Source organism: Paenibacillus sp. AGC31, assembly GCF_057334655.1.
Genome location: NZ_JBHFJH010000010.1, coordinates 67,124 through 89,196, shown reverse-complemented (window position 1 = coordinate 89,196; position 22,073 = coordinate 67,124). Strand labels below are relative to the sequence as shown.

General features: G+C 48.1%; 15 protein-coding genes. 1 reads left to right on the top strand and 14 read right to left on the bottom strand.

Annotated features, from left to right (window positions below; all coding sequences use genetic code 11):
* The first annotated feature begins 181 nt into the window (after positions 1 to 181).
* On the top strand, positions 182 to 1,894 hold the full coding sequence (locus tag ACE04G_RS06430) for an ABC transporter ATP-binding protein (protein ID WP_449004060.1): 1,713 nt from the start codon (positions 182 to 184) through the stop codon (positions 1,892 to 1,894).
* Positions 1,895 to 2,249: 355 nt separating this feature from the next.
* Here the strand turns inward: ACE04G_RS06430 and ACE04G_RS06425 are convergent, their stop codons facing one another.
* The 14 genes from ACE04G_RS06425 to ACE04G_RS06360 all read right to left on the bottom strand — a co-directional run bounded on the left by ACE04G_RS06425 (position 2,250) and on the right by ACE04G_RS06360 (position 22,046).
* Positions 2,250 to 3,536: an ABC transporter substrate-binding protein gene (locus ACE04G_RS06425; protein ID WP_449004061.1), complete on the bottom strand. Its 1,287-nt coding sequence runs from the start codon at positions 3,534 to 3,536 to the stop codon at positions 2,250 to 2,252.
* Positions 3,515 to 3,913: a sensor histidine kinase gene (locus ACE04G_RS06420; protein ID WP_486094259.1), complete on the bottom strand. Its 399-nt coding sequence runs from the start codon at positions 3,911 to 3,913 to the stop codon at positions 3,515 to 3,517. Before ACE04G_RS06420 ends, ACE04G_RS06425 begins: the two co-directional genes overlap by 22 nt.
* A complete protein-coding gene (locus ACE04G_RS06415; RefSeq protein ID WP_260633048.1) occupies positions 3,868 to 4,332 on the bottom strand; it encodes an ABC transporter permease family protein in 465 nt (154 codons plus the stop codon). The genes ACE04G_RS06420 and ACE04G_RS06415 overlap by 46 nt, the downstream gene beginning before the upstream one ends.
* 15 nt (positions 4,333 to 4,347) lie before the next feature.
* Positions 4,348 to 5,208, bottom strand: a complete 861-nt coding sequence (locus ACE04G_RS06410; protein ID WP_235193717.1) for an ABC transporter permease — start codon at positions 5,206 to 5,208, stop codon at positions 4,348 to 4,350.
* A 547-nt stretch (positions 5,209 to 5,755) separates the two neighbouring features.
* Positions 5,756 to 7,303 (bottom strand): response regulator transcription factor, encoded by a 1,548-nt coding sequence (locus ACE04G_RS06405; RefSeq protein ID WP_449004063.1) that lies wholly within the window; start codon positions 7,301 to 7,303, stop codon positions 5,756 to 5,758.
* A gap of 283 nt (positions 7,304 to 7,586) precedes the next feature.
* The gene (locus tag ACE04G_RS06400; RefSeq protein WP_036667966.1) at positions 7,587 to 8,810 is read right to left on the bottom strand and encodes an MFS transporter; all 1,224 of its coding nucleotides are present in this window, start codon (positions 8,808 to 8,810) and stop codon (positions 7,587 to 7,589) included.
* Positions 8,811 to 9,002: 192 nt separating this feature from the next.
* Entirely contained in the window at positions 9,003 to 11,066 is a 2,064-nt protein-coding gene (locus ACE04G_RS06395; RefSeq protein ID WP_449004064.1) for a molybdopterin-containing oxidoreductase family protein, read from the bottom strand.
* 422 nt (positions 11,067 to 11,488) lie between these two features.
* Positions 11,489 to 12,340 carry a formate/nitrite transporter family protein gene (locus ACE04G_RS06390; protein ID WP_449004065.1) on the bottom strand — a complete coding sequence of 284 codons (852 nt, stop codon included), beginning with the start codon at positions 12,338 to 12,340 and terminating at the stop codon, positions 11,489 to 11,491.
* 302 nt (positions 12,341 to 12,642) lie between these two features.
* Positions 12,643 to 14,004: an FAD-dependent oxidoreductase gene (locus ACE04G_RS06385; protein ID WP_449004066.1), complete on the bottom strand. Its 1,362-nt coding sequence runs from the start codon at positions 14,002 to 14,004 to the stop codon at positions 12,643 to 12,645.
* Positions 14,005 to 14,490: 486 nt separating this feature from the next.
* On the bottom strand, positions 14,491 to 14,970 hold the full coding sequence (locus ACE04G_RS06380) for a glutathione peroxidase (RefSeq protein WP_062836886.1): 480 nt from the start codon (positions 14,968 to 14,970) through the stop codon (positions 14,491 to 14,493).
* A 152-nt stretch (positions 14,971 to 15,122) separates the two neighbouring features.
* Entirely contained in the window at positions 15,123 to 15,935 is an 813-nt protein-coding gene (locus ACE04G_RS06375) for a (2Fe-2S)-binding protein (RefSeq protein ID WP_449004067.1), read from the bottom strand.
* Positions 15,936 to 16,028: 93 nt separating this feature from the next.
* Positions 16,029 to 16,913, bottom strand: a complete 885-nt coding sequence (locus tag ACE04G_RS06370) for an ABC transporter ATP-binding protein (protein ID WP_091012819.1) — start codon at positions 16,911 to 16,913, stop codon at positions 16,029 to 16,031.
* 655 nt (positions 16,914 to 17,568) lie between these two features.
* Complete coding sequence (locus ACE04G_RS06365; RefSeq protein ID WP_449004068.1) at positions 17,569 to 20,790, bottom strand: GAP1-N2 domain-containing protein; 3,222 nt, start codon at positions 20,788 to 20,790, stop codon at positions 17,569 to 17,571.
* Positions 20,787 to 22,046, bottom strand: a complete 1,260-nt coding sequence (locus tag ACE04G_RS06360) for a TRAFAC clade GTPase domain-containing protein (RefSeq protein ID WP_024632789.1) — start codon at positions 22,044 to 22,046, stop codon at positions 20,787 to 20,789. Before ACE04G_RS06360 ends, ACE04G_RS06365 begins: the two co-directional genes overlap by 4 nt.
* Positions 22,047 to 22,073 lie beyond the last annotated feature (27 nt).

Genomic DNA, 22,073 nt, shown 5'->3' with positions numbered 1-22,073 from the left:
AGCAAATTTTGCCGAATTTTCGTTCCAAGCAAGAAAGTTTTCCGCAGGCGTGCCGGGGCACGTCAAGGGAAAGTGACGCAGCAGGGGGCGAAAGGCGGTAAAAGATGCACTTCAGCGAGTTTTGAGACACGCCCTGATCAGCCTGCTCGGGCATTTGTGTCATATCAAGGAGGACTTACATATGCTTCGCCGTTTTATGTCTTATTATCGTCCTTACAAAAGGCTCTTTATCATGGACTTCTCCTGTGCCATCGCCGCCGCTCTGCTGGAGTTGGCCTTTCCACTCGCCGTTAACCGGGTGGTCGATCAGCTGCTTCCGGCTGGCAATTGGTCCATGATCTTAGCGGCGTGTGTCGGGTTGCTCGGCATCTACCTGCTTAGTTCCTTTTTCCATTATGCAGTCACCTATTGGGGACACAAGCTTGGCATTAACATCGAATCCGATATGCGGCGTGAACTGTTCCAGCGTGTACAGAAGCAGTCCTTCCGCTTCTTCGACAATAATAAGACCGGTCATCTGGTCTCCCGCATGACCAACGATCTGATGGATATTGGTGAGATCGCGCATCACGGACCCGAGGACCTGTTCATTGCCCTCATGACACTCGCCGGAGCTTTCGGGATTATGCTGGGGATCAACTGGCAGCTCGCTGTGATGACGTTCATCATCGTGCCGCTGATGATCTACCTGTCCCTGTATTTCAGTCGCAAAATGTCCAAGGCGTTCAAGCGCATGTTTGCGGATATCGCCGATTATAATGCACGGGTCGAGAACAATGTGAGCGGCATCCGTGTGGTACAAGCTTTTGCCAATGAAAAACATGAAGTAGGACGTTTCGTAGAGAACAACGAACGTTTCAGACTCACCAAACTGATCACCTACCGCATCATGGCCTGGAACTCTTCACTCAGTTTTATTCTGATGAAATTTGTATCACTGTTTGTACTGGTATGTGGAACCTGGTTTGTCATTCAAGGCAGTATGACCTACGGGGAATTCATCGCTTTTGTGATGCTGTCCAATGTATTCCTCGGACCCATCGAGAAGATTAACTCTGTCATCGAGACGTACCCCAAAGGTATCGCCGGATTCAGACGTTACCTGGAGCTGCTTGAAGCTGTGCCGGATGTAGAAGATACACCTCAGGCGAAACCGATTCCGAATGTCAGAGGCGATATTGCCTTCCATAACGTTACCTTTTCTTATGGAGAACACAAACCTACACTGTCTCAGGTCAATCTGGATATTCAGGCAGGCCAGACGGTTGCTCTGGTCGGACCTTCGGGTGGGGGTAAAACGACGCTATGCAGTCTGATCCCACGTTTCTACGATGTGGATGCGGGACATATCTCCGTCGATGGCATTCCGGTGAAGGATATGACGCTGGAATCACTGCGCTCCCATATCGGGATTGTACAGCAGGATATTTTCCTGTTTGACGGAACGATTCGCGAAAATATTGCATACGGCAAACTGAATGCTTCCGATGAGGAAATCTGGCAAGCCATTCGCCGGGCCCAACTGGAAGAACTGGTACAATCCCAGCCAGATGGACTGGACACCATGATTGGTGAACGTGGCGTGAAATTGTCCGGCGGACAGAAGCAGCGTCTATCCATCGCAAGAATGATCCTGAAAAACCCGCCCATTCTCATTCTGGATGAAGCCACTTCCGCGCTCGATACCGAGACAGAAGCCGCCATTCAACTGGCGTTGTCCGAGCTGGCTCAAGGACGTACGACATTGGTGATTGCCCATCGACTAGCGACCATCAGACACGCCGATCGCATCGTGGTGGTGGAGAACGGTAGCGTAGCTGAACAAGGCAGCCATGAAGAACTACTCGCGCGTAAAGGTTCGTACAGCCGACTGCATCAAGCCCAGTTTGGCTAAGGTAAAACTTAAAAGCTATAAGTTCAATATATGAGTTGTACAAATAAGTCACTACAACAACAGCAGAACAACCCTCCCTCTGTACTAGAGGGAAGGTTGTTCTTTATATTTACTATTCGTTATATAAATTGAACTACATATTTACACGAGAACGCAGAGGACAGAAATAACCTGAAGAAGCGGAGCTAAAAGCTTTCTGAAAGAAAGCTGCATCGGAAGCATATTCTTCGCCTTTATCACCGGATTTCCCCCTTTGAAAAAGGAAATCCAAAAAAACCTGGGGATAACAGCGATCAGAAGGTTGTTCTGTCATCGAAGTGGCAAGTGTAAATGGCGTTTAGTTCAATTTATATAACTACCCATCCAGAATGGCATTTGCTCGCTCACGAAATTCCACCGCCGCCTGCTCAGGTGTAATTTTGCCAAACAGCAGAAGATCATACAACTCACGTAACACCGCAGTGACCTCTGGCGCTCCTACGGGATCAGGCGGGTCCATCTGAGTGCTGTTATCCGCAACCCAATCGATATAATCAAACACCTGCGCCAGCTCCGGTTCAACCACCAGCTTCATCCGCTCTTTGACACTGGATGAGACAGGCACACCCCGCTCCCCTTTGAGAAGCAGATTGGCATCCAAATCATTCACAAAAAAGCTGATGAACTTGGCAGCCTCCTCCTTATGTCTGGAATTACCCGCCATGGAGAAAAACATGCCTGGCTTCAAGAACAATCCATCCTGGCTGTTTGGCCCAGGCATTGGGGAGATGGTTAAGGGTTTGCCATAACGCTGAGCGGTGCTGATAAATTGGTTGGAATACCCCCAGCTAAACAAAGCCTCTCCCAGATAAAACGGGTCGTTATCAGGCTGGCCAATATCTGATGTCCAGATATCCGGTGCAAAAATAAGCTTATTCTCAGCGAGCTGCTGCATCCTGCCAAAGTAATCAATAAACAACCCATCATCCTCATACCCCAAACTCTTGCCATCCTCGGCGTATAGCTTGGAACCATACTGTCTCAAGTAATACGCGAAAAACTGTTCCGGTGTAAAATAGGTTCCCAAATAGATGCCTTTCCCGAGCAATTGCTCGCCCATCCGGTCAAAGTCCGCCCATGTCCACGTCTCCGTTGGCAATTCAATATCATTGGCCTTTAACACTTCCGGATCATAGATGCTGAGCATGGCGTTAACCCCCAAACTGAGACCATAGGTTTTTCCATTCAGGCTACCACTCTCCAACTGTTCCTTCTCAATATCTGTCGTGTCAATCAGCCCGCTCTGCATGTACGGCGTCATGTCTTCCAACAGTTGCAGCGAACTGTACTGGGACAGATAGGAGATGTCCATCTGGATAATGTCGGGCAACGCATTGCCTGCTGCATGTGGGGCAAGTTTTCTCCAATATTCATTGAAACTGCTATATTCGTATTCGATGTTCACATGTGGATTCAACTTCTCATACAGGTTGATAACAGCTATCGTTGCATTGTTGCGGAACTCCCCACCCCACCAAGCGATTCGCAGCGTTATCGGCTCTTCTTCCACAATCATGCCTGGCCTTTGATCCAACTGGTTCACGCAGCCAGGAAGAGTCAGCATAAGACAGAGCATGCCCATCATTCGCATCCATCTTCCCATAGCTTCTCCTCCTTACCTGGTGATGGGGGTGGCAGCAGCACCGTTACTCTCGTTCCACGCCCCGGCTTGCTCTCCAGCAGAACATCATATTCTTCGCCAAAAGCCAGACGCACCCGCTCCCTGATATTCAGCAGACCAATACCTGTGCCTCTGGTTTTCACTTCACCGCGCAGCACCTGTTCCACATATTCGGGTTCCATGCCGGGACCGTGATCCTCCACGATAAGGGCCAGCTTGCCACCTGATATTTCGGCATACACTCGAATCAGACATGATCCAACCTGTGGTTCCAAACCGTATTGAATGGCATTCTCCAGTAGTGGCTGTAGGGTCAACTTGGGAATGGCACAACCCAGATAGGAAGCAGGCACATCCATACGGAAATCCAATCGTTGCCGGAAACAATCAGCAGAAAAGTTGGAATCATGCCCCCGCCGAAAAACATCGTGAACGTAATTAATTTCATCAGCGTTTTTCTGCCCATCAGATCACCACGTGACAGCCCATATGCAGCCAGTGAAGTCATGAGCAGATTGATGGCTGTACCCACCACAACATAGAACAAGGTGTTCATATATCCCGTATAGATGCGAGTATCCTGAAATACCGACTTGTACGCTCCCAGCTGAAAACCTTCAGGAATGAGCATCAGTGAACGGGAACGCAGCATCTGGTCCGGGTCGCTGATTGAAGAATTGAACACGTACAGCATCGGGTACAAGCATAAAACCATGATCACCAAGAGCAGCAGTGTATTAAATACATCAAAAAGTCGTTCCCCTATAGACTGTTTCATCGCTTCACCTTCCGATTACCATAGACTGGTTGAGTTAAGCTTTCTGCTGATCGCGTTTGCGATAATGAGCAGCGCGAAATTAATGACGCCGTTAAATAGTCCGATGGCGGTTGAGTACGTATAGTTCCCTTCCAAAATACCGGATCGATATACAAAGGTGGATATGACATCCGATGTCTCATAGGTCGGTGCCGTTTGCATCAGCAATATTTTCTGAAAATCCGCATTCATGACCGCCCCCATACGCAGAATTAACATGATCACAATCGTGGGCATAATGCCCGGCAGCGTAATATGTAACAGCTGTCTCCAGCGGCCTGCGCCATCAATTTTGGAAGCCTCATACAACTGAGGATCAATACCACTTAGTGCTGCCAAAAAGATAATCGAGGCCCAGCCTGCGCCCTGCCATATGTTGGACAGGATGTACATCGGACGGAACATATCTTTTTCCGCCAGAAACATAATCGGCTGCAGATCGAAAAAGTCACGAATGACGTTAAATAACCCACCGTCCAGAGATGAGAACGTTTTCAACATTCCAACCACGACAACAACCGAAATAAAATGCGGCATATAACTAATGGTCTGTACTGCACCTCTGAACCACTTCTTCCGGACTTCATTCAGCAGCAGTGCTAGTAGAATCGGAGCCGGGAAACCAAATACAATACTGTAAAAACTCAAAATCAGTGTGTTCTTAATCAGTCGCCAGAAATAATAACTTTCAAAAAACATGGTGAAGTTGTCAAATCCGACCCATTCGCCTGCCAAAATTCCTTTGATCGGGTTGTAGGATTCCTGAAATGCCATCAGTAGCCCGTACATTGGCCCATAGCTGAAAATCAGATAGTAGGCTACCACAGGAACGAGCATCAGATAGACGTATCTGTTGCGGACAAGTTCCTTTTTCACCGAACTCCATTTGCCAGCTGGCTTCAAACGCCCAGGTTCAATCCCCCGGCTTCGATTCAGCTCCATCCACTCAACCTCCACTCTCGATGTTCATTCACTAACATGACACTTCTAATGATAGAATCGAGCGCCTTTTCTTCCCATGCTCATTTCCGATAAATGGATGTTCAAAACCGAGTTCTGTCCGACAAAAAAAGACCCTGCTGTCGATGAATGGCGTTCAGGGCCCGATCACAGATTAGATGTAGAGGTTGCTATCTAGATAAATCGAGCTAAAGAATATTTACACTTGCCACTCCGATGACAGAACAACCCTCTGATCGCTGTTAACCCAGATTTTTATGATTCCCTTTTCTAAAGGGAAAACCCGGGGATAGCATATGCTTACGATGTAGCTTTCTTTTAGAAAGCTTTTAGGCGAACGCTCCGCTTCTTCGTGTTATTTCTGTCCTCTCCGTTTTCGTGTAAATGTTTAGTTCAATGCTGTAGAAGCGACAGCAACGCTGTCTTAGGGTACTTTTTTATACTCGGAAGGGGAGAATCCCGTGTATTTCTTGAACATTTTGCTGAAATACGGCCAGTTGGCACCAAAGCCTGTCTGTTCGGCAAGCGAGGATACGGTGTAGTTCCCGTCCTGCTCCAGAAGCTCCAACGCTTTACGGATGCGGTAGCTTAACACATAGTTCGTAAATTTCTCACCGGTTTCTTTTTTGAACATTTTGCCGATGTAGTCTGGATTCATGTATATTTCCCCGGCGATGGACTGGAGTGTTAATGTCTCGTCCCTGTAGCGCTTCTCTACCAGCTGTTTCACACTACCTACCATCTGCGATTGTCTGGAGCGGTGTTGTTCGTAGCGGCGCAGGGTGATTTCCTTGCCGACAGCAAGCAGAAACTGTTGAAAAGAATGCAGGGTGCTGGATTCAATCATGCCTGGCAACTGGTCCATATACCTTTTCATCTCGGCAGAGCCACTGAGTCGAATCATCTCCATAAACATCTGAATAAGATAGGACTTCGTTTGGGAGATATCGTATCGCAAGCTGGCAAGCAGCTGAAACATCCGGTTCAGCTCTGTTCCAACTTCCTGCCAGTGTCCGGCCTTGATTGCAGTAACCATCCGCTCCGGATCGTATTCGAATTCAGGAAGACTGTGCTCCCCGGGAGAGTAAATATCCCGCTCCATAATCAGACTGCCCTCACCGAGGTAAAAGCGGTAATTGAGATAGACCAGCGTCTGCATGTACAAATGGCGTGCCTGCGATAGATCTCCTGGCTCGCTCAGCGCAATCGTGAGATCATCATGATAATATCGAGTAAATGTGGCGCGAATCTCATCGATATTATGGAACAACTGCATTTCAGACAACTTGTCCTCCATAATTAGTAGCACATGCCTTCCAACCGTGGCACTTAATATTGGGTTGTGAAAAATATCTTCAGCAATGTTCTTGACCGCGAACAAGTGCAAATACTCATGATCCCCCTCAATCTCTACCAGCAGCAACCGCACACGCTGATCCTGGAACTGTACATCGAATAATTCCTCGAAATACTTCCATTCCTTGACCCCGTATGTTCTGTTGGTCACCAGCTCTTTCAGAAAATATTCCTTGGCATGTGGCAGTACACGCTCCAGATTATATTGAATCGACTGTACAAAACGCTCCTGATCGGTCAACTCTCGCTTCTCACTCACCAATTCACTAATAGCCTGTACAAGATGCTCTTCACTGCAGGGTTTGAGCAAGTAGTGCTTCACCCCATACTGCATGGCCGTTTTCGCATATTCGAACTCCGTAAAACCCGTGAGCATGATAAACGAGATATGCTGATACTTCTCCGCCACTGCTTCAACCAGCTGTAAACCATCCATTCCCGGCATACGGATGTCCGAGATGATGATATCCGGGCATTGCCGCTCGATTGAAGCAAGCGCTTCTAATCCATCTTGAGCAATGCCGATCAGTTCTGTTCCTAATCGGGACCAGTTCACCACACTGGAGATCCCGTCCGAGATCATAAATTCATCATCGACCAACAAAACCTTATACATCGTATGCATCCTCCTGCCTTTAACCAGTTCCATTCTATTATATGGGCATTATGCACAAATAGAGGGGAGGACATTGATTGACATGGAATTGAACTATAACAAGTCTGATTTCTGAACATTCCTGAGTCATCTCATCGGAAAATCATTCGCTGGCACGGTTATTGGAGTTAGTCTCTGTAAAGACAAAACAACCCTCACCCCGCTACTGGGGTGAAGGTTAGTCTCGCTTCATTTTACAATATCATCAGGGTATGGGTATGGACGGAGTAATTCCGATACAACATTACGTATCCATCCCATACTCCTTCACTTCACGATTACGGTTCAACACCGCGTGCAGTACAAAACCAAGTACCGCAATCGCTGCTGTGCCTGTTGCCAGCCACGCTACAGGAATAAGTCCCTGTTTGTCATACATAACCCCCATCGCATAGGGGCCGATAACCCGTCCAACTGCACCGATCCCACCCGATATCCCGATGTAAAAAGGTGCTGCCCTGCCTGCATGCTCCGATATAAAGGCAGGCGTCGCAGGGGAGATCAGCATCTCTCCAAACGTGGCAAGTACCATTGCAAGCACCATGCCCGGATAGCTGTACATGGTAATCATGACAATGTAGGCCATGCCATAGAATACCGCACTCGCCGTCATCTGGGCAGTTGAGGTACGGGCCATGGTCCGTTTCACCCAGCTGGTAAAAGGTTGTCCCACAAAGATCAGCACCCCGTTCAGGGTCCAGAGCAGACCGTACATTCTTTTTTCCATACCCTCAGAGATGATATAGGGTGACACACCTGTGTTCCAGATGGAGTTACCGAATAACAGGAAGAGCACGCCCAAGCTCATAAACAGATATAATCGGGTATTGCCCAGCAATGCCCAGACGCCCGGCCCATCGGGAACTGTTTTGCGTTTCGTCAGATGTACTTCCCCCTGATCCGGTTCGACTCGCGACAGATAATACCAGAAGAAAATCGCAAATCCGGCTGAGGTCACCCCGTTCAGTACAAAGCTGAGGTGATAGGAAAAGTCAGCCAGAAAACCACTCAGCGCTGTACCAATCGCCACCCCGATATTGTTCGCCACATAGATAATATTGAATAATTCACCGCGACGCTCCGCAAACCGGAAGCCAATAAAGGCCTGAATCGCTGGCAGCGACAATGAACTGAACAGGCCAATCCAGCCCATCGCACATATAAATACGACCCAATACGCGCTAATCCAGGGCAGTGCAAACAAACCTAACGCATTAAGCGCCAGTGAACCAATGATCAGCTTCTTCACGCCTACTCTGTGATACAAGGAACCACCAAGCAATTGTCCAAAGATGCCACCCAGGGACTGAATCAGGATCACAAAACCCGCGTTGGCCATCGTCCGTCCAAGCTCGTCAAATACATACATTGTGGTCAGCGGCCACATCAAAGCACTGCCTGTTGCGTTAACCAGACTTGCTAATAAAAATATTCTCACTTCTTTTGGATAGTTATCCAGCCATCTCATCATCGTTAATTCATTCTCCTTAGTACCTCTGCACATACAAATAGCCATAAAAAATAGACCTTTGCCCTGACGGCATAACCATAACCAGCCAGAGCGAAGGTTTTATGAAGTGTTACGTGGATTGCTTTTTAATCCTGCTCAAATTCTAGTCTTTGTTCATCTTACCTCAAAAATTTCACGCTGCAAGCACACTCATTGACGCTTCACTTCAACAGTGGCCGAAAAGAAGGTCGCCCCGTTCCCCATGTCCGACAACCGATTGGACGTCAGTGAATTCGCCCGCTGCTTCTTCCCGTCACCATCCCACCATAAGCCTTGGCTGATGACGGTTCCCGGCAACATGGCTTCACTCACCTTGGCGGTAAGTTCAATGCGCCCACGATCATTCCATACGACCACCGCATCTCCATCCTCCACATTTCTGCGGGTAGCGTCCTCGGGGTGTATCTGCAATAGAGGCATCTTTTCCAAACGCTGATGTTTGGCTGAATTACCAAAGGTGGAGTTCAGGAAATTATGGTTTGGCGGTGACAGGAACATCAATGGATACGTATCGGCAGGTCCAGCCGGATTCTCCCCATCGTATCCTTCAACCAGAGCGCTATAGGTAGGGAGCGGCGGAAGCCCTCTCTGTTCCATTGTCTCCGAATACAATTCGATTTTGCCTGAAGGTGTGGGCAGCTGATCCAGATATGCAGCATGTGGCGTCATATCCAGCTTCACGAATCGGTGTTCCTTCAGTCCCTCCAACGTGACCCCATTCATGTAGGGGTTGCCTGTGCCCTGAAGTGCGTCCTCAATCATCTGTTCCGGCGTTTCTCCGAAGATCACAGGGTCATACCCCATGGCCTGTCCAAGCAGGGAAAACAGTTCGACATTACTCTTGCTCTCCCCGATCGGTGCAATCACCGGCTCTTGCAAATGAACGTACTGATGCCAATAAGAGGTGTACAGGTCTGTCGCTTCAAATGAAGACGTAGCTGGTAACAAGATATCTGCATATTTCGCCGTATCCGTCATGAACAGATCATGCACAACCGTGAATAAATCTTCCCGTGCAAAACCTCGCTCCACCCGCTCGGTATCCGGTGCCACCACCAATGGATTGCTGCAGTAGACCATCATGGCCCGAATCGGCTGCTCTGTTTCCAGCAACGCTTCACCAATTCGATTCATGTTCACCACTCGCGGCTCCGGGTTCTGCCGCAGCTCCGGACGTTCGAGCGCGTCGCTATTCGTGCTCGCATAACTGTTGGTGCGAACGGCACCGCCGCCTTGCTTCAGCCATTGCCCTGTAATGGCAGGCAGACATGCAACGCTGCGCACGTTCATCCCCCCATTATCATGGTGCTGGAGGCCATTGCCAATATGAATATGGGCTGCCTGTGCGTTGCCATATAGTTCGGCCAGCTCCACAATCGTTTCCTCCGGCACGCCCGTAATACGTGCAACGCGGTCAGGGGTGTAACTGCGGACATGGTCACGCAGTGCCTCATGACCCACCGTATATTTTTGCATAAACGCTTCATCCGTTAGTCCCCGTTCGAACAGCACATGCATTAATCCTAGCGCCAGTGCACTGTCCGTGCCCGGATACAGCGGAATAAACCAGTCGCCCCATTGGGCCGTGCGATTGCGATGAACGTCGATTACGACGATCTTGGCGCCTTTTTTGCGGGCTTTCTCCGCCAAAACGACCTGATGCATATTTGTACTCACGATATTGCCGCCCCATACCAGGATGAGATCCGCATGCTCCGTATCTTCCGGCACCGTTCCCCGGTTGGCGCCCATCGTATATTTCCAGCCGGTATTTCCAGCAGAGTTACAGATCGTCTGCTCCAGCACACTTGCACCTAGCGCATTGAAGAAACGTCGATCCATGCCGTCTACGCCGAGAATACCCATGTTACCGTAAAAGCTGTAGGGCAGGATGCTCTCCGGGCCGTAGGTTTCGGACAATGCAGCGAATTTGGTCGTAATCTCACGAATCGCTTCATCCCAACTGATTCGTTCGAACTTGCCTTCACCTTTGGCTCCTACACGTTTCATCGGATATTGTAGACGCTCGGGGTGATACACCCGCTCAGTCATATTTCTAACTTTATTACAGATGGCACCCTTGGTGATCGGATGATCCGGATTACCTGCCACCTTCACAATTTTGCCGTTCTCTTTATGTAATAACAGACCACAAGTGTCCGGACAGTCGAGCGGGCACACCGCCGCAAATATACCATTCTCCTGATCGATCATCGTAAGGCTCCCCTCTTTAAAAGCTATCCCTATATCATATCTTCTTCGAGGTTATCGCGTAAAGAGAACAGTATGTTTTTGCTTCATATTCACCGCTATAGCGGCTTTAAATTATTTTCAAAAAAATGTTTTTGAGTTTGATTCAACTTCAGAATTCAGGGGTAAATTAAAAATAAGGCATTAGGCTAGTGTTTCCCCACTTCCTCCTCATGCCATATCATGGACCACTCCCGAAATTCGCCATGAACAGGTTTCGTTCCCCCGAACCTTGTCATGGCGAATTTGCTTTGCGTTTAATCCCAACAAGGACCCCATACAAAAAACGATCCCGACCTTCTCCGTCACAGCATATTCGCCATGAACCGAGCAAGATCAGAATCGTCTTCACTTCTAATACCTGTATACATGCCTCACTGTGCCTGCTATGCTTGCTTGCTCAACATCACTCTAGCCTCCGTCTCCACAGGTTCGATCGACGTTGCTATCTCTGGCTTCACTTTCAGCTCAACTTGGCGCAGGTACACCACCCAATAGGCTGCAGCTACAAACAAAGCTCCTCCAGTCAGATTCCCGAGCCATACCGGAATGAAATTCATCACATATTGACCCCACGAATAATGTCCTTCGAAGATTGCCGCCGGGATGAGGAACATATTGGCTACAACGTGCTGGAATCCAATCGCCACAAATGCCATCGTTGGAAACCAAATGCCCAGTACCTTGCCACTCATCGTATCGGATGCATAAGATAGCCACACGGCAAGTGCCACCAGCCAGTTACAGCCGATGCCAGAGATGAAAGCTTGCAGGAAGCCGTCATGCAGCTTATGCCCAGCCATATCCACCACTTTCGCCAGATATACACCCTCTCCGGTCAGACCCAGCACATGTCCAAACGCGTACGCGACAAACAAAGCTCCAACAAAATTACCAATCGTCACTAAGGTTAGATTTTTCAACATGCTGCCCACGGATAATTTTCGTGCAATTGTCGCGAGTGGAACAGCCATCATATTTCCCGTTAGCAACTCGCCACCACCAATGAGCACCATAATCAATCCAACCGGGAATACCGCCGCACCGATCAAATTAACCAAGCTTCCCCACTCTGCTGGAGCAGATGCAATCACCCGAATATCCAGTAGAAAACCCAGCGCAATAAAAGCCCCTGCCAGAAAACTGAGCACCAGTACAGAAGAGTCCCGATATTGTGCCTTCTTCATTCCTGTTTGCGCCGTATATTGTGCAACCTCAAGAGGTGTTTTTGCTGCCATATCATTCATCCTCTCCTTCATTGTTCATCATTGGATAAGACCATCTAAAATTCATTAGTTATGCGTTGAATACCATATCCTAATTGTATCTTGGTCTTATACAAAACTTTGTGCAAATTATCACAATGTTATGTATAAAAGTCGTTATTCATGCTTGTCATTGAATGACTCTGACAGCAAGGGATATCGTGCATGTTACTTACACCTCCATTACAGATATACAAAAAAAGACTGACGATATGCTCGCCAGCCTTTGTGCATTTTATGGTTCAGTATTTTATATCAACATCTATTCTGCTTCCTTACACCATTGCTGGTGCTTTTACTTCTATTGGAGGCAGTGCTTGCAGACCCGCCGTGTTCAGGAAGTTCCACGGTTTGTTGTAATGTGGCTGGAAGAAGAAGTCGATGAAGGCCAGCTCATCTACGGTCATGTTGTTTTGGATGCAGACCGAGATCGTATTAATCGATTGAGTCAGATCAACCTGTGACATTACTTGCGCTCCGACAATTCGACGAGTAGCCTGCTCATATACCACTTTGAGTAACAGTTTCTCAGCCGTAGGCATGAACTCCGGACGGTAGCTGTCTTCCAGTACCACGGATTCCACGATCAGACCTTCGTCAGCAGCAGATGTTTCCGTCATCCCGGTACCCGCGATATTTTGCTCGTAAATTTTGATACCCGATGTTCCTTGTGTACCCATATACGGTGTCGTAGGGCGAACCAGGTTGCGGGCTACCAGTGTACCCATCCGCACAGCGTTAGTCGCCAGTGGAATGTAAGATGCTTTGCCTGTAGGGTTATAATGGATAGCACAGCTGTCACCCGCAGCGAAGACGTCTTTTTGACTGGTTTGCATATATTTATCCACGATGATCGCACCGTTTGGCAGCATATCCACTTGGCCTTTGAGCAGCTCTGTATTTGGACGGAAGCCGATGCACAGAATAACCAGATCGGTTTCAAACTCACCTTTGGACGTGATCACCTTGGTCACTTTGCCATTTTCTCCAGTAAACTTCTGTACCGTCTGACCAAGAGCCAGCTTGATACCGCGTCCAGTCAACGTATCTTCGATCGCATCTGTGAATTCAGGGTCCAGGTATTTGTTCAAAATCCGGTCCACACTGTCGATCAGGGTAACTTCCTTGCCGTTCATCTGGAAAGCTTCCACCAGCTCTACGCCGATATATCCTGCACCTACAACGGTAACACGTTTGGCATCTTTGGCTTTTTCAATAATCGTATTGGAGTGATTGTAATTTTTGCAAAGTAAAATGTTATCCATGTCGATGCCTTCAAGCTTCGGAACGACAGGCCAAGAACCCGTTGTCACGATCAGTTTGTCAAACGTATCTTCAAATTCTTCCCCAGTTTTCAGGTTTTTAGCCTGAAGGGTATGACCCTTGGCATCAACTGCTGTAACTTCATGAAGCATCTTGGTTACAACGCCGAGATCTGCCAATTGATTAGGCGAAGAATAGAACAAACCGTCAGGGTCTTTCACAACCCCACCTACGTAGAGCGCAATGCCACAAGATAGGAAGGAGATATTGTCATTGCGCTCATACACGGTGATGGTAGCATCCGGGTACAATTTGGCGGTATTTACGATGGCTGCGGTCCCTGCGTGTGTACATCCGATAACTGCGATTTTCATTAAAAGTTCCTCCTCGAAATATATAAATGAGTTTGAATATAAGGTTGTTATGGTTGTGAAATATTTCACTTCTTAATCGATACTGTGTATGTGATTAATTTCACTTTATACACTCATTATAATGTGATCTTTTTCACATTGCAATAGGTTGAGCAAAAAAAGTTTGTCGAAAGAAGTCATTTCCCTGTATTCAAGCTTTTCTTCAGCTTTTCTTCCCTTCATTTTATTGATTTCATTTTCCCCGGATTCGGGTCGATTTATGCTATGCAAAGGCTTCCGCGATCCCTGTATGGACGCATAAAGTTAGAAGCGTGCCTTTCATTCATGTTTTAGTTGTACAAAAAATAAATGGCTTCAATTTTCATTACAGAGAGTTGATTTCATGGAGCCAACTCCTACCTGTGAAGAGAATAAATCTGCGTATATAAAATAATCAAAAAAGCCTATCCTCGTTTATACGAGGATAGGCTTCTCAACGTTCATGTATTAACCGAGCAATTTCTCGATATCTGCAATCATGGTCTCCGGGGATTCTTTCGGTTCAACACGACCTACCACTTCACCTTCACGGTTAACAAGGAACTTGGTAAAGTTCCATTGGATGTCGCTTGTTTCGCCTACGCCGGGTTGTTGCTCCTTCAGGTATTGGAATAGAGGATGTGTTTCCTCACCATTCACATCTACCTTGGCAAACACCGGGAAATTCACACCATAGTTAATCTGGCAAAATGATTCGGCTTCCTCACTTGTACCTGGCTCCTGCCCTCCAAACTGGTTACAAGGGAAACCCAGTACAACCAAGCCTTGATCGCGATAACGATCATAGAGCTTTTGCAATTCACCGTATTGCGGGGTCAGTCCACACTTGCTGGCTGTATTGGCAATGACCAATACCTTACCTTGATACAGATCCAGTGAGACTTCTTGGTTCGCGGTAGTTACCGCCTGATATGAATATACGGACATGACTGATTCCTCCCATGACATATGTTGGTTTGGACTGTTGCGAGCACGTTGGCATAACCAATGAACCTACAGCCTGTCTTATTATTATAAACCTGATCGGATGCGATTACCAAATCTCGGATCTACCCATATCCCTTTGCTCCCGACTCACTTCAACCTGACTTGGCAGCCACAATTGCATCATACCGCTCTTGCCGCTCGGCCTTGGTCAGTTTGGGACAGCTGTAACAGTAATTCTGACCACCGTACACCTGATAGTGCAGGCAACATGTCGGCTTCATCAGCATGGTCTCTCCAGGTTGATGGGGATTAGCAATCTCGACCGGTTTGAATGACAGCAAGTTCTTGCGTAACCCCAGAATCTCCGGTGGCATGGCAATGACATGCTCATATCCCTGAATTACAGCTTCTCGTTCCGATTCTGTAATGTCCATCTTTACCACCATCGTCTTGAACCATCTCAGGATGGATGCGAACTGTGCCCACATCTGACCCGTGTTTGCTTCTCCCGCAAGGGCCACCCCCTCAATCAGTGGGCGTAGTTGTTCACCGTAATATGCTGTAAGTAGCTCATTCCGCCAAGGAGATACAGCTCCAACACTGCTGTCGACTGAACCAGGATGGGCATACTCGGTTGCATCCACAATCTGAAAATGGATTACAGGACGCCCTTCCTGAACCTCCAACTGCAAATGGATATTCTCCAACGAAATATTCAGCGATGCATCACACATAGATGTCAAGTAATGAATACCGAGCACTAAACCGCGAACAGAGTGCATGAAATATACAGCAGCAGAGCGAAGAAAATCTGTACGCAGGTGCTTATTATAGACTTCGAGCATAAGCTTTGCGTTCTCCGGATGTCTTAACAATGTCAAAGGCATGCCAAAAACCGGTTCGTTAACCGGACCGGTCGTTATACGTCCATATTGCTCTAACCACGTGTAGTTGATTGCTCCCATTGGTTGCAAACCTCCCATGAATGCGAATGAGCCGCGTGCATTATGCACAGCGGCTTCATTCTATAATGTAAGGACCACATATGGCCCATTTCGTTAACTTCCTGTCGCTTGAACACGTGGTTCTGTCCGTCCTCCAGCATGAACCATCGCACTGTTCATGACCATCTGCTCTGGCGTCTTCGATTGCTGGCGTTCGCCTGCAAGAGCGTAAGGCAAGCAGAGCGGTACACCGGAACGCGGATCAATCACGATATCTGCTTCAATGTTAAATACTTCACGAAGTACATCCGAATTCATAACTTCCACAGGTGAACCATGAGCAATAGCTTTACCTTTTTTGATACCAATCATGTGATGTGCATAGCGGGAAGCATGATTCAAGTCATGGACAACCATAACAATGGTACGGTTGGCTGTGGCATTCAGTTGCTCCAGTAATTGCAATACTTCGAGCTGGTGAGCCATATCCAGGAACGTAGTCGGCTCGTCCAGGAAAAGGATATCTGTTTCTTGTGCAAGTGCCATAGCAATCCAGGCACGTTGACGCTGTCCACCGGACAGTTGATCAATCGGACGATCATGGAATTCAGTCATGGCTGTCACTTCGATAGCCCATTCAATCATGCGTTTGTCTTCCGCACGCATGGAGCCAAATCCCTTTTGATAAGGAAAGCGACCATACGATACCAGTTCAGTAACGGTAAGACCTTCAGGGGCTGTTGGATTCTGTGGCAAAATCGCAAGCTGCTTGGCAACTTCACGCGTGGATTGTTTATGGATGGACTTCCCGTCGAGCAATACATTACCTGCTTTTGGAGCCATAATACGTGCCATCGTTTTCAGGATGGTTGACTTCCCTGAACCATTGGCTCCAACAAGTGCTGTAATTTTTCCTTGGGGAATCTGAATATTCAGATCCTCTACAATTAGTCTTTCCTCATAAGCGATATCCAGCTTGGTCGTCTCCAGACGAAACATGCGATCATCCCTCTCTCATTTATCCCGGTTATGTAATCCGGCTATGGCAACAAAAACGAAATTGTAATTCTGTGTATTTCCGACGCAAATATCTTCTACACTAAAGATACTGATAATCATTATCATTTGTCAACATAAAAAACCAAATTTTCTTCTCTTTTCGTGCTTTATTTGGTCTTTCTATAGCAGAAATCCCCCTCTTTTTTCAAGTACACTTGAGATCTTTTCTCATTCATTCCGCGCACTTTATCACTTCTCACTGTCTTTCAAACTCTTGAATTGCAAATTTTGTGTCCGAATTGTGAATGTGGCCACTCCGATGACAGAACAACCTTCTGATCGCTGTTATCCCCAGATTTTTTGATCCTTTTGTAAAGGGTAAATCCGGGGATAGTATATGCTTCCGATGTAGCTTTCCTTTAGAAAGCTTTTAGGCGAACGCTTCACTTCTTCAGGTTATTTCTGTCCTCTGCGTTTTTGTGTAAATGTTAGTTCAATCTATTCAGCCGCCATATCAAATAAAAAAAATGACCTTGAAATTCAAGTTCAAGGTCATCTCACATACGCTCGTTTAATAAGGTATGAAGTCAGCATTTTTCATTATTGGATCAAAAGACACTTAATGAATCTATGCAACATGTTCATATAAAATAACTTAGAGCTTCGGCTGCGACATCAATTGGATCACCTTCATATTGCCCTGCGTACTCTTCACACTGACAATGCTCTCGGCATCCATATTCGCTGGAAGATCAATCTGCAATCCATACGGATAGAGACGATCTACCTCTCCAATAGACATCTGTGCAGGAGTGTTCGCATCCGCACCCTGTTCATTGGATACAGATGTGTCAGGCGATGTGGAACCAGTAAATTGATCTGCATCCGTACCTTGATCCGCGTCTCCACTCGCAGCATTAGACGATGCATTCGTCCCTGTATCCGTTGTTGTATCGGTAGCAGGATCTGAAGTGGAATCACCCGATGTTGAAGGATCGGCCTGTTGATCGCCTTCCTCCGTCTGCTCTGAGTTCCCCGCGTTTCCCGCTGACGACCCATCCGTACTCCCTTCGGAAGTACTTCCTGAACTACTATCGGAAGGAACTTGCTTATCTGGCTCCTCATTCCGATTAAAACTCTCCCACTTGCCTGTAGTATCCAACTCCTGAGTGCTATCATCCTTCATCGTCAATTGAAGTTTGCCTTGCTCAAACTCAGTGCTTCCCGTATCATTCCTGAAACGGATCACCAGTTGAGCAGGTAATTCCGTACCCTCCTGGTCACTCGTAGGAATCATATAAGCAATCTGCTCCGCGAGCTGCACCTCAGGTTCAGCCGGTATGACAGGCTCCTGGGTAGATGGAGGGGATGCCGCTGGCGGCTCTACAGAATCTTTCATCCATGCATATGTACCGCCAGCAATACCAAGAACCAGGATCAAGAGGATTAATCCGAACAGATTTTTCCTTTTACCCGTTAGCATCCGCACCAGTGGAGAGGACAATTCCGTCTTCGCACGGTCATAGACCGGCTTCATTGTCTTGCTGGCTCTCACGTAATACGGTTTGAAAGCTGACTTCGACTTGAAAGCTTCCCGGTCATGGGCTTTGAAATACGCCACGATCGCATCCGCATATCCTTTATGCGCACTGGAACCCCGGACAAACATTCGATGATCTCCTGACCATTCGAAGAATGGATACAGCCCTTCAGCACGACTTGCATTCGTGCGGATGAATTCAATCAGGCCAGGATAATCCAACCGATTGCTGCCGCTTCCTCCCCTATAAAAAGCCATCGGCAAAGCTTCATATGCCGCAATCCCCGGATGAGCCTGCAGCTCTCCGGCAAGCCAGCGACGCGTCCAGCGTTGAAGTTCATTGCGTTCTGCCAGGGAAAGTGCCTCCAAGGCCTCTTCTTCATTCCCCTCGCCACTAAGCCACACTCTCGCAGCCAGCATCATGTTCGTTCGAGCGGATACATCAGAGCCCTGACGTGCCGCCCAATCCCGCACCTCATTGCCATGCTGCAAAATATCGATGCTTAACAACTGTTCACGGTTAACCCGATCCAGATCGAGATCCTGAATCATAAACAGGTTAATGACATAAGCGAGCTTGTCTGCAAGGCGGGTTAACTCCTCCTGATACGCCGGATCTTGACTGGCAGCCGGAGATCCCCCTTTTCGATTAGGGCGGGCTGTAGCTTCAGTTTGACCAATTCGTGCCGTAATGCCTGTATCATAAGTACCTTCCACAGATACCCTATCGAGTATGCTAACCCGTTGGAGTGCTTCATTCGCAGATTGTACCGGATTAGGCGCAGAACATAACCGTTCACGCAGCTCATTGGCTGTCCGCTCCTGCAAGAAGCTGTAGTGGATCGCAGATGGATGGGACGTAACCCATCTTCGGATCACTTCCACAACGTTCGCTGCCGATTCCGTGCGTTTCAGCTGATTGTCGAGATAAGGCTCGAACAACAGCTTGGTAAGCGATTCATTGGCCAGCACTTTATCAAAGAAAGCTCGATTCAGCTGCGGATCCCGATCCAGCACAGCATACAATTCCTGCACAGCACGCATACGCTTCTGGGCGCGGGCATTATTCACACCGTAGATGAAATAGTCCACAATCCGTGATTGTACCACGGGCGCGGCAACACTGAAATATTCTCCAATGCGAGCTGCGACGTCTTCTTCGGGTACGTTCTCACGCTTCACACTGTCCAGTTCCCTACTGAGCAAGGTCAGGAACAGCTCGTTCAGACGGGATCGTTGCTGCGATCCACCATCCGGCTTCAAATAGGTCAGCAAACCACTCAGGACATGACTTTTGTTATCCAGATACAGGTCTTCCATGCCTTGTTCAAGACCATAGAACACCGCAAGTTCACCATATGCTTCAATGGAAAGTTCCCGTCCAGGCTCCATTCCTGACAGCATCTCATCCGCAAACGTATAGAACGCATCCGCCGCCGCAGGTTCCTGCAATAAGGCCCAAGCGAATTCGGCGTAAGGTAACTTCGCCACAGATGCATCCGCATGTGTCACTCTGCCGGATACCAGATCAAAGGTGAAATCCTTCTCCGTATTCCGATCTTTCGGACGTAACGTTCCTCGCTCTACAAACTGGACGTGAATGCCCTTCTTGGCCTGTGGCTCCTTGGCAAACGTCATGAATCCCAGCTGCCGCCGGAATGCGTAGGGTAAAGCCGTGTACAGCAAACGTAACAATCCTTTGGCCCCTGCGGTCACTTCTTCTGCCGGAAGGTCCAGCGCAATGTATACTTTTCTGCGTGTCGCTACAGACTGCATTACCGCATAGAGCAGGCGCTTGAACAGCACTTCGTTCATTTTCAAAGCGCTCAGCACTTGGGTTGGTGATCCTACGCCAGCATCGGTCGCCCCACCCTGTCCGCTCCTAGGTGATATAGGCAATTCAGCAAGTGCTGGCAGAACTGTACCTTGTTCGATGTCATAAGACGTGGCGAACACGGCATCCAGCCAGCCACCTTGTTTCATCTGCTCTTCCGAGCGTTCGGGAGACAAGACGTAATTATGTGCAAAAAAGGCACTGCGCAGCCCGGTGAAATCCGCAGACTGGTACACATTTTGCCCAAGGATCGTCTCTCCACTCTCCAGATGAAGCAGGTGAATGGAAGCCGGAAACTTCGTCTCGTCCTTCTCGCTACGGCCTGTAAGCTCCGCTGGAGCGTCATAGACACAGTAGGGGTGAAGCACTTTTTTGATAAAAGAAGGGTCCAGTCCCGGCGATGCCGCAACCGTATCAAACCCCTCTGTTGTGCGAAACACCCCGCGCCGCTCTCGAGTATACAACTGTTGTTCAATGGGCGGGGTTACGGAAGAACGCATCATCCCACTCTCCCCTCAATGTACTTCAGCTTGTACAATAGCCATAAGAAGGGTTCATCCACGCGAATCGGACTAACCACACCCTGCAATTTCATATCCACCGGATTGCTACCCAGCGCAGAGACTGCGAAATAGGCTGTATCCTTGAAGTACACATCCATCGTGCCCTTGAACGGACGATCCACTTTCTCGATAAAACGCCGGATCTCCCCGTCGATATTCTCGAACTCGGTTAAGTCGAACCAATCGCGGTGCACCATGTTGCGGAAGACATTACTGTTGGATTTGATATAATCGCCCTCTTCATCCTTGAGGGAATGCAGCATGTCGCTTTTGGTGAGCACAACGGCCGTTGGAATATTGGTTTTGGCTTTATCCTGATATGCGATAAAATCTCCAAACATCGTCAGTACCACGTCACGTGGCTCATCGTATCGTGGTGTCCACTCTCCCGGCTCGTTGCCGAGGTTAATGCGGATTTTGTCCCGAATCGAACGAATCTGAAGCGGGTCCACCATGAACAGAATACCTGCCGAGTTCTTGATGTGCTGCCCGTGAAGTCCGAGATAATCCTGCTCCACCATACCTTCACCCGCAACGTCAAAGAAAACCAGTGTCAGCGGCGCTTTGTCTTCATCCTTGAACACAAACTGGAAGATAAACGGCTCCTGCAACTTTTCCTTCTGTGTGGAATCCAGCAGATCCCCCCGTTCGAACAACGGTTCTTCATAATCCGCACGGAACCGGCGGCTGATCTCCGCATTCAATGGCATGCAAGCCGCGTCAAAATGATCGGCCGTATAATGCTGCAATGTATGAATTAATGAAGTCATGTAGACGGATTTACCTACCTGGGATGCACCAATGATGGATATGATGTTGCTCGGTGCTTTACCTGCCGTAACAGGTAGCTCATTGTGACACTGCGGGCACAACCGGCGGCGTGTAACGACACCGTACCGATCGTTCAGACCCATCACGATGTTATCGGAATAAATACGGTGTTCCTCCGGTACATCATGTGGAGCCAATACGGCCTCCATATCAAATACCGTATCAAGTCCGAACCTTTCGCGATACCGATTCAACTTTGCATCTTCCCCGAGTGCGTAGTCCTCGTCATCATCGCGGTGATGGGCGGCGCGGAACACCACCTCTTCCGGTGAAAACTTGCTGAAACAATAAGGGCATACAATATCATAAAACAGCGGACGTTCCTCCGGCTGTTGTCTCTTCAAAAACCGACTAAAAAAGCTCATAGCCACTCCCCTCCCCTGATCAGTCAG

Excerpts from the sequence above, each read along its gene's own strand:
- ACE04G_RS06410 (WP_235193717.1), bottom strand. The coding sequence starts at position 5,208 with ATGCTCGTTCCTGTGGTAGCCTACTATCTGATTTTCAGCTATGGGCCA.
- ACE04G_RS06390 (WP_449004065.1), bottom strand. The coding sequence starts at position 12,340 with ATGGCAGCAAAAACACCTCTTGAGGTTGCACAATATACGGCGCAAACA.
- ACE04G_RS06370 (WP_091012819.1), bottom strand. The coding sequence starts at position 16,913 with ATGTTTCGTCTGGAGACGACCAAGCTGGATATCGCTTATGAGGAAAGA.
- ACE04G_RS06405 (WP_449004063.1), bottom strand. The coding sequence starts at position 7,303 with ATGTATAAGGTTTTGTTGGTCGATGATGAATTTATGATCTCGGACGGG.
- ACE04G_RS06380 (WP_062836886.1), bottom strand. The coding sequence starts at position 14,970 with ATGTCCGTATATTCATATCAGGCGGTAACTACCGCGAACCAAGAAGTC.
- ACE04G_RS06365 (WP_449004068.1), bottom strand. The coding sequence starts at position 20,790 with ATGATGCGTTCTTCCGTAACCCCGCCCATTGAACAACAGTTGTATACT.
- ACE04G_RS06415 (WP_260633048.1), bottom strand. The coding sequence starts at position 4,332 with ATGAAACAGTCTATAGGGGAACGACTTTTTGATGTATTTAATACACTG.
- ACE04G_RS06385 (WP_449004066.1), bottom strand. The coding sequence starts at position 14,004 with ATGAAAATCGCAGTTATCGGATGTACACACGCAGGGACCGCAGCCATC.
- ACE04G_RS06425 (WP_449004061.1), bottom strand. The coding sequence starts at position 3,536 with ATGGGAAGATGGATGCGAATGATGGGCATGCTCTGTCTTATGCTGACT.
- ACE04G_RS06395 (WP_449004064.1), bottom strand. The coding sequence starts at position 11,066 with ATGATCGATCAGGAGAATGGTATATTTGCGGCGGTGTGCCCGCTCGAC.
- ACE04G_RS06375 (WP_449004067.1), bottom strand. The coding sequence starts at position 15,935 with ATGGGAGCAATCAACTACACGTGGTTAGAGCAATATGGACGTATAACG.
- ACE04G_RS06400 (WP_036667966.1), bottom strand. The coding sequence starts at position 8,810 with ATGAGATGGCTGGATAACTATCCAAAAGAAGTGAGAATATTTTTATTA.
- ACE04G_RS06430 (WP_449004060.1), top strand. The coding sequence starts at position 182 with ATGCTTCGCCGTTTTATGTCTTATTATCGTCCTTACAAAAGGCTCTTT.
- ACE04G_RS06360 (WP_024632789.1), bottom strand. The coding sequence starts at position 22,046 with ATGAGCTTTTTTAGTCGGTTTTTGAAGAGACAACAGCCGGAGGAACGT.
- ACE04G_RS06420 (WP_486094259.1), bottom strand. The coding sequence starts at position 3,913 with ATGGATGTGCCTGCTTCCTATCTGGGTTGTGCCATTCCCAAGTTGACC.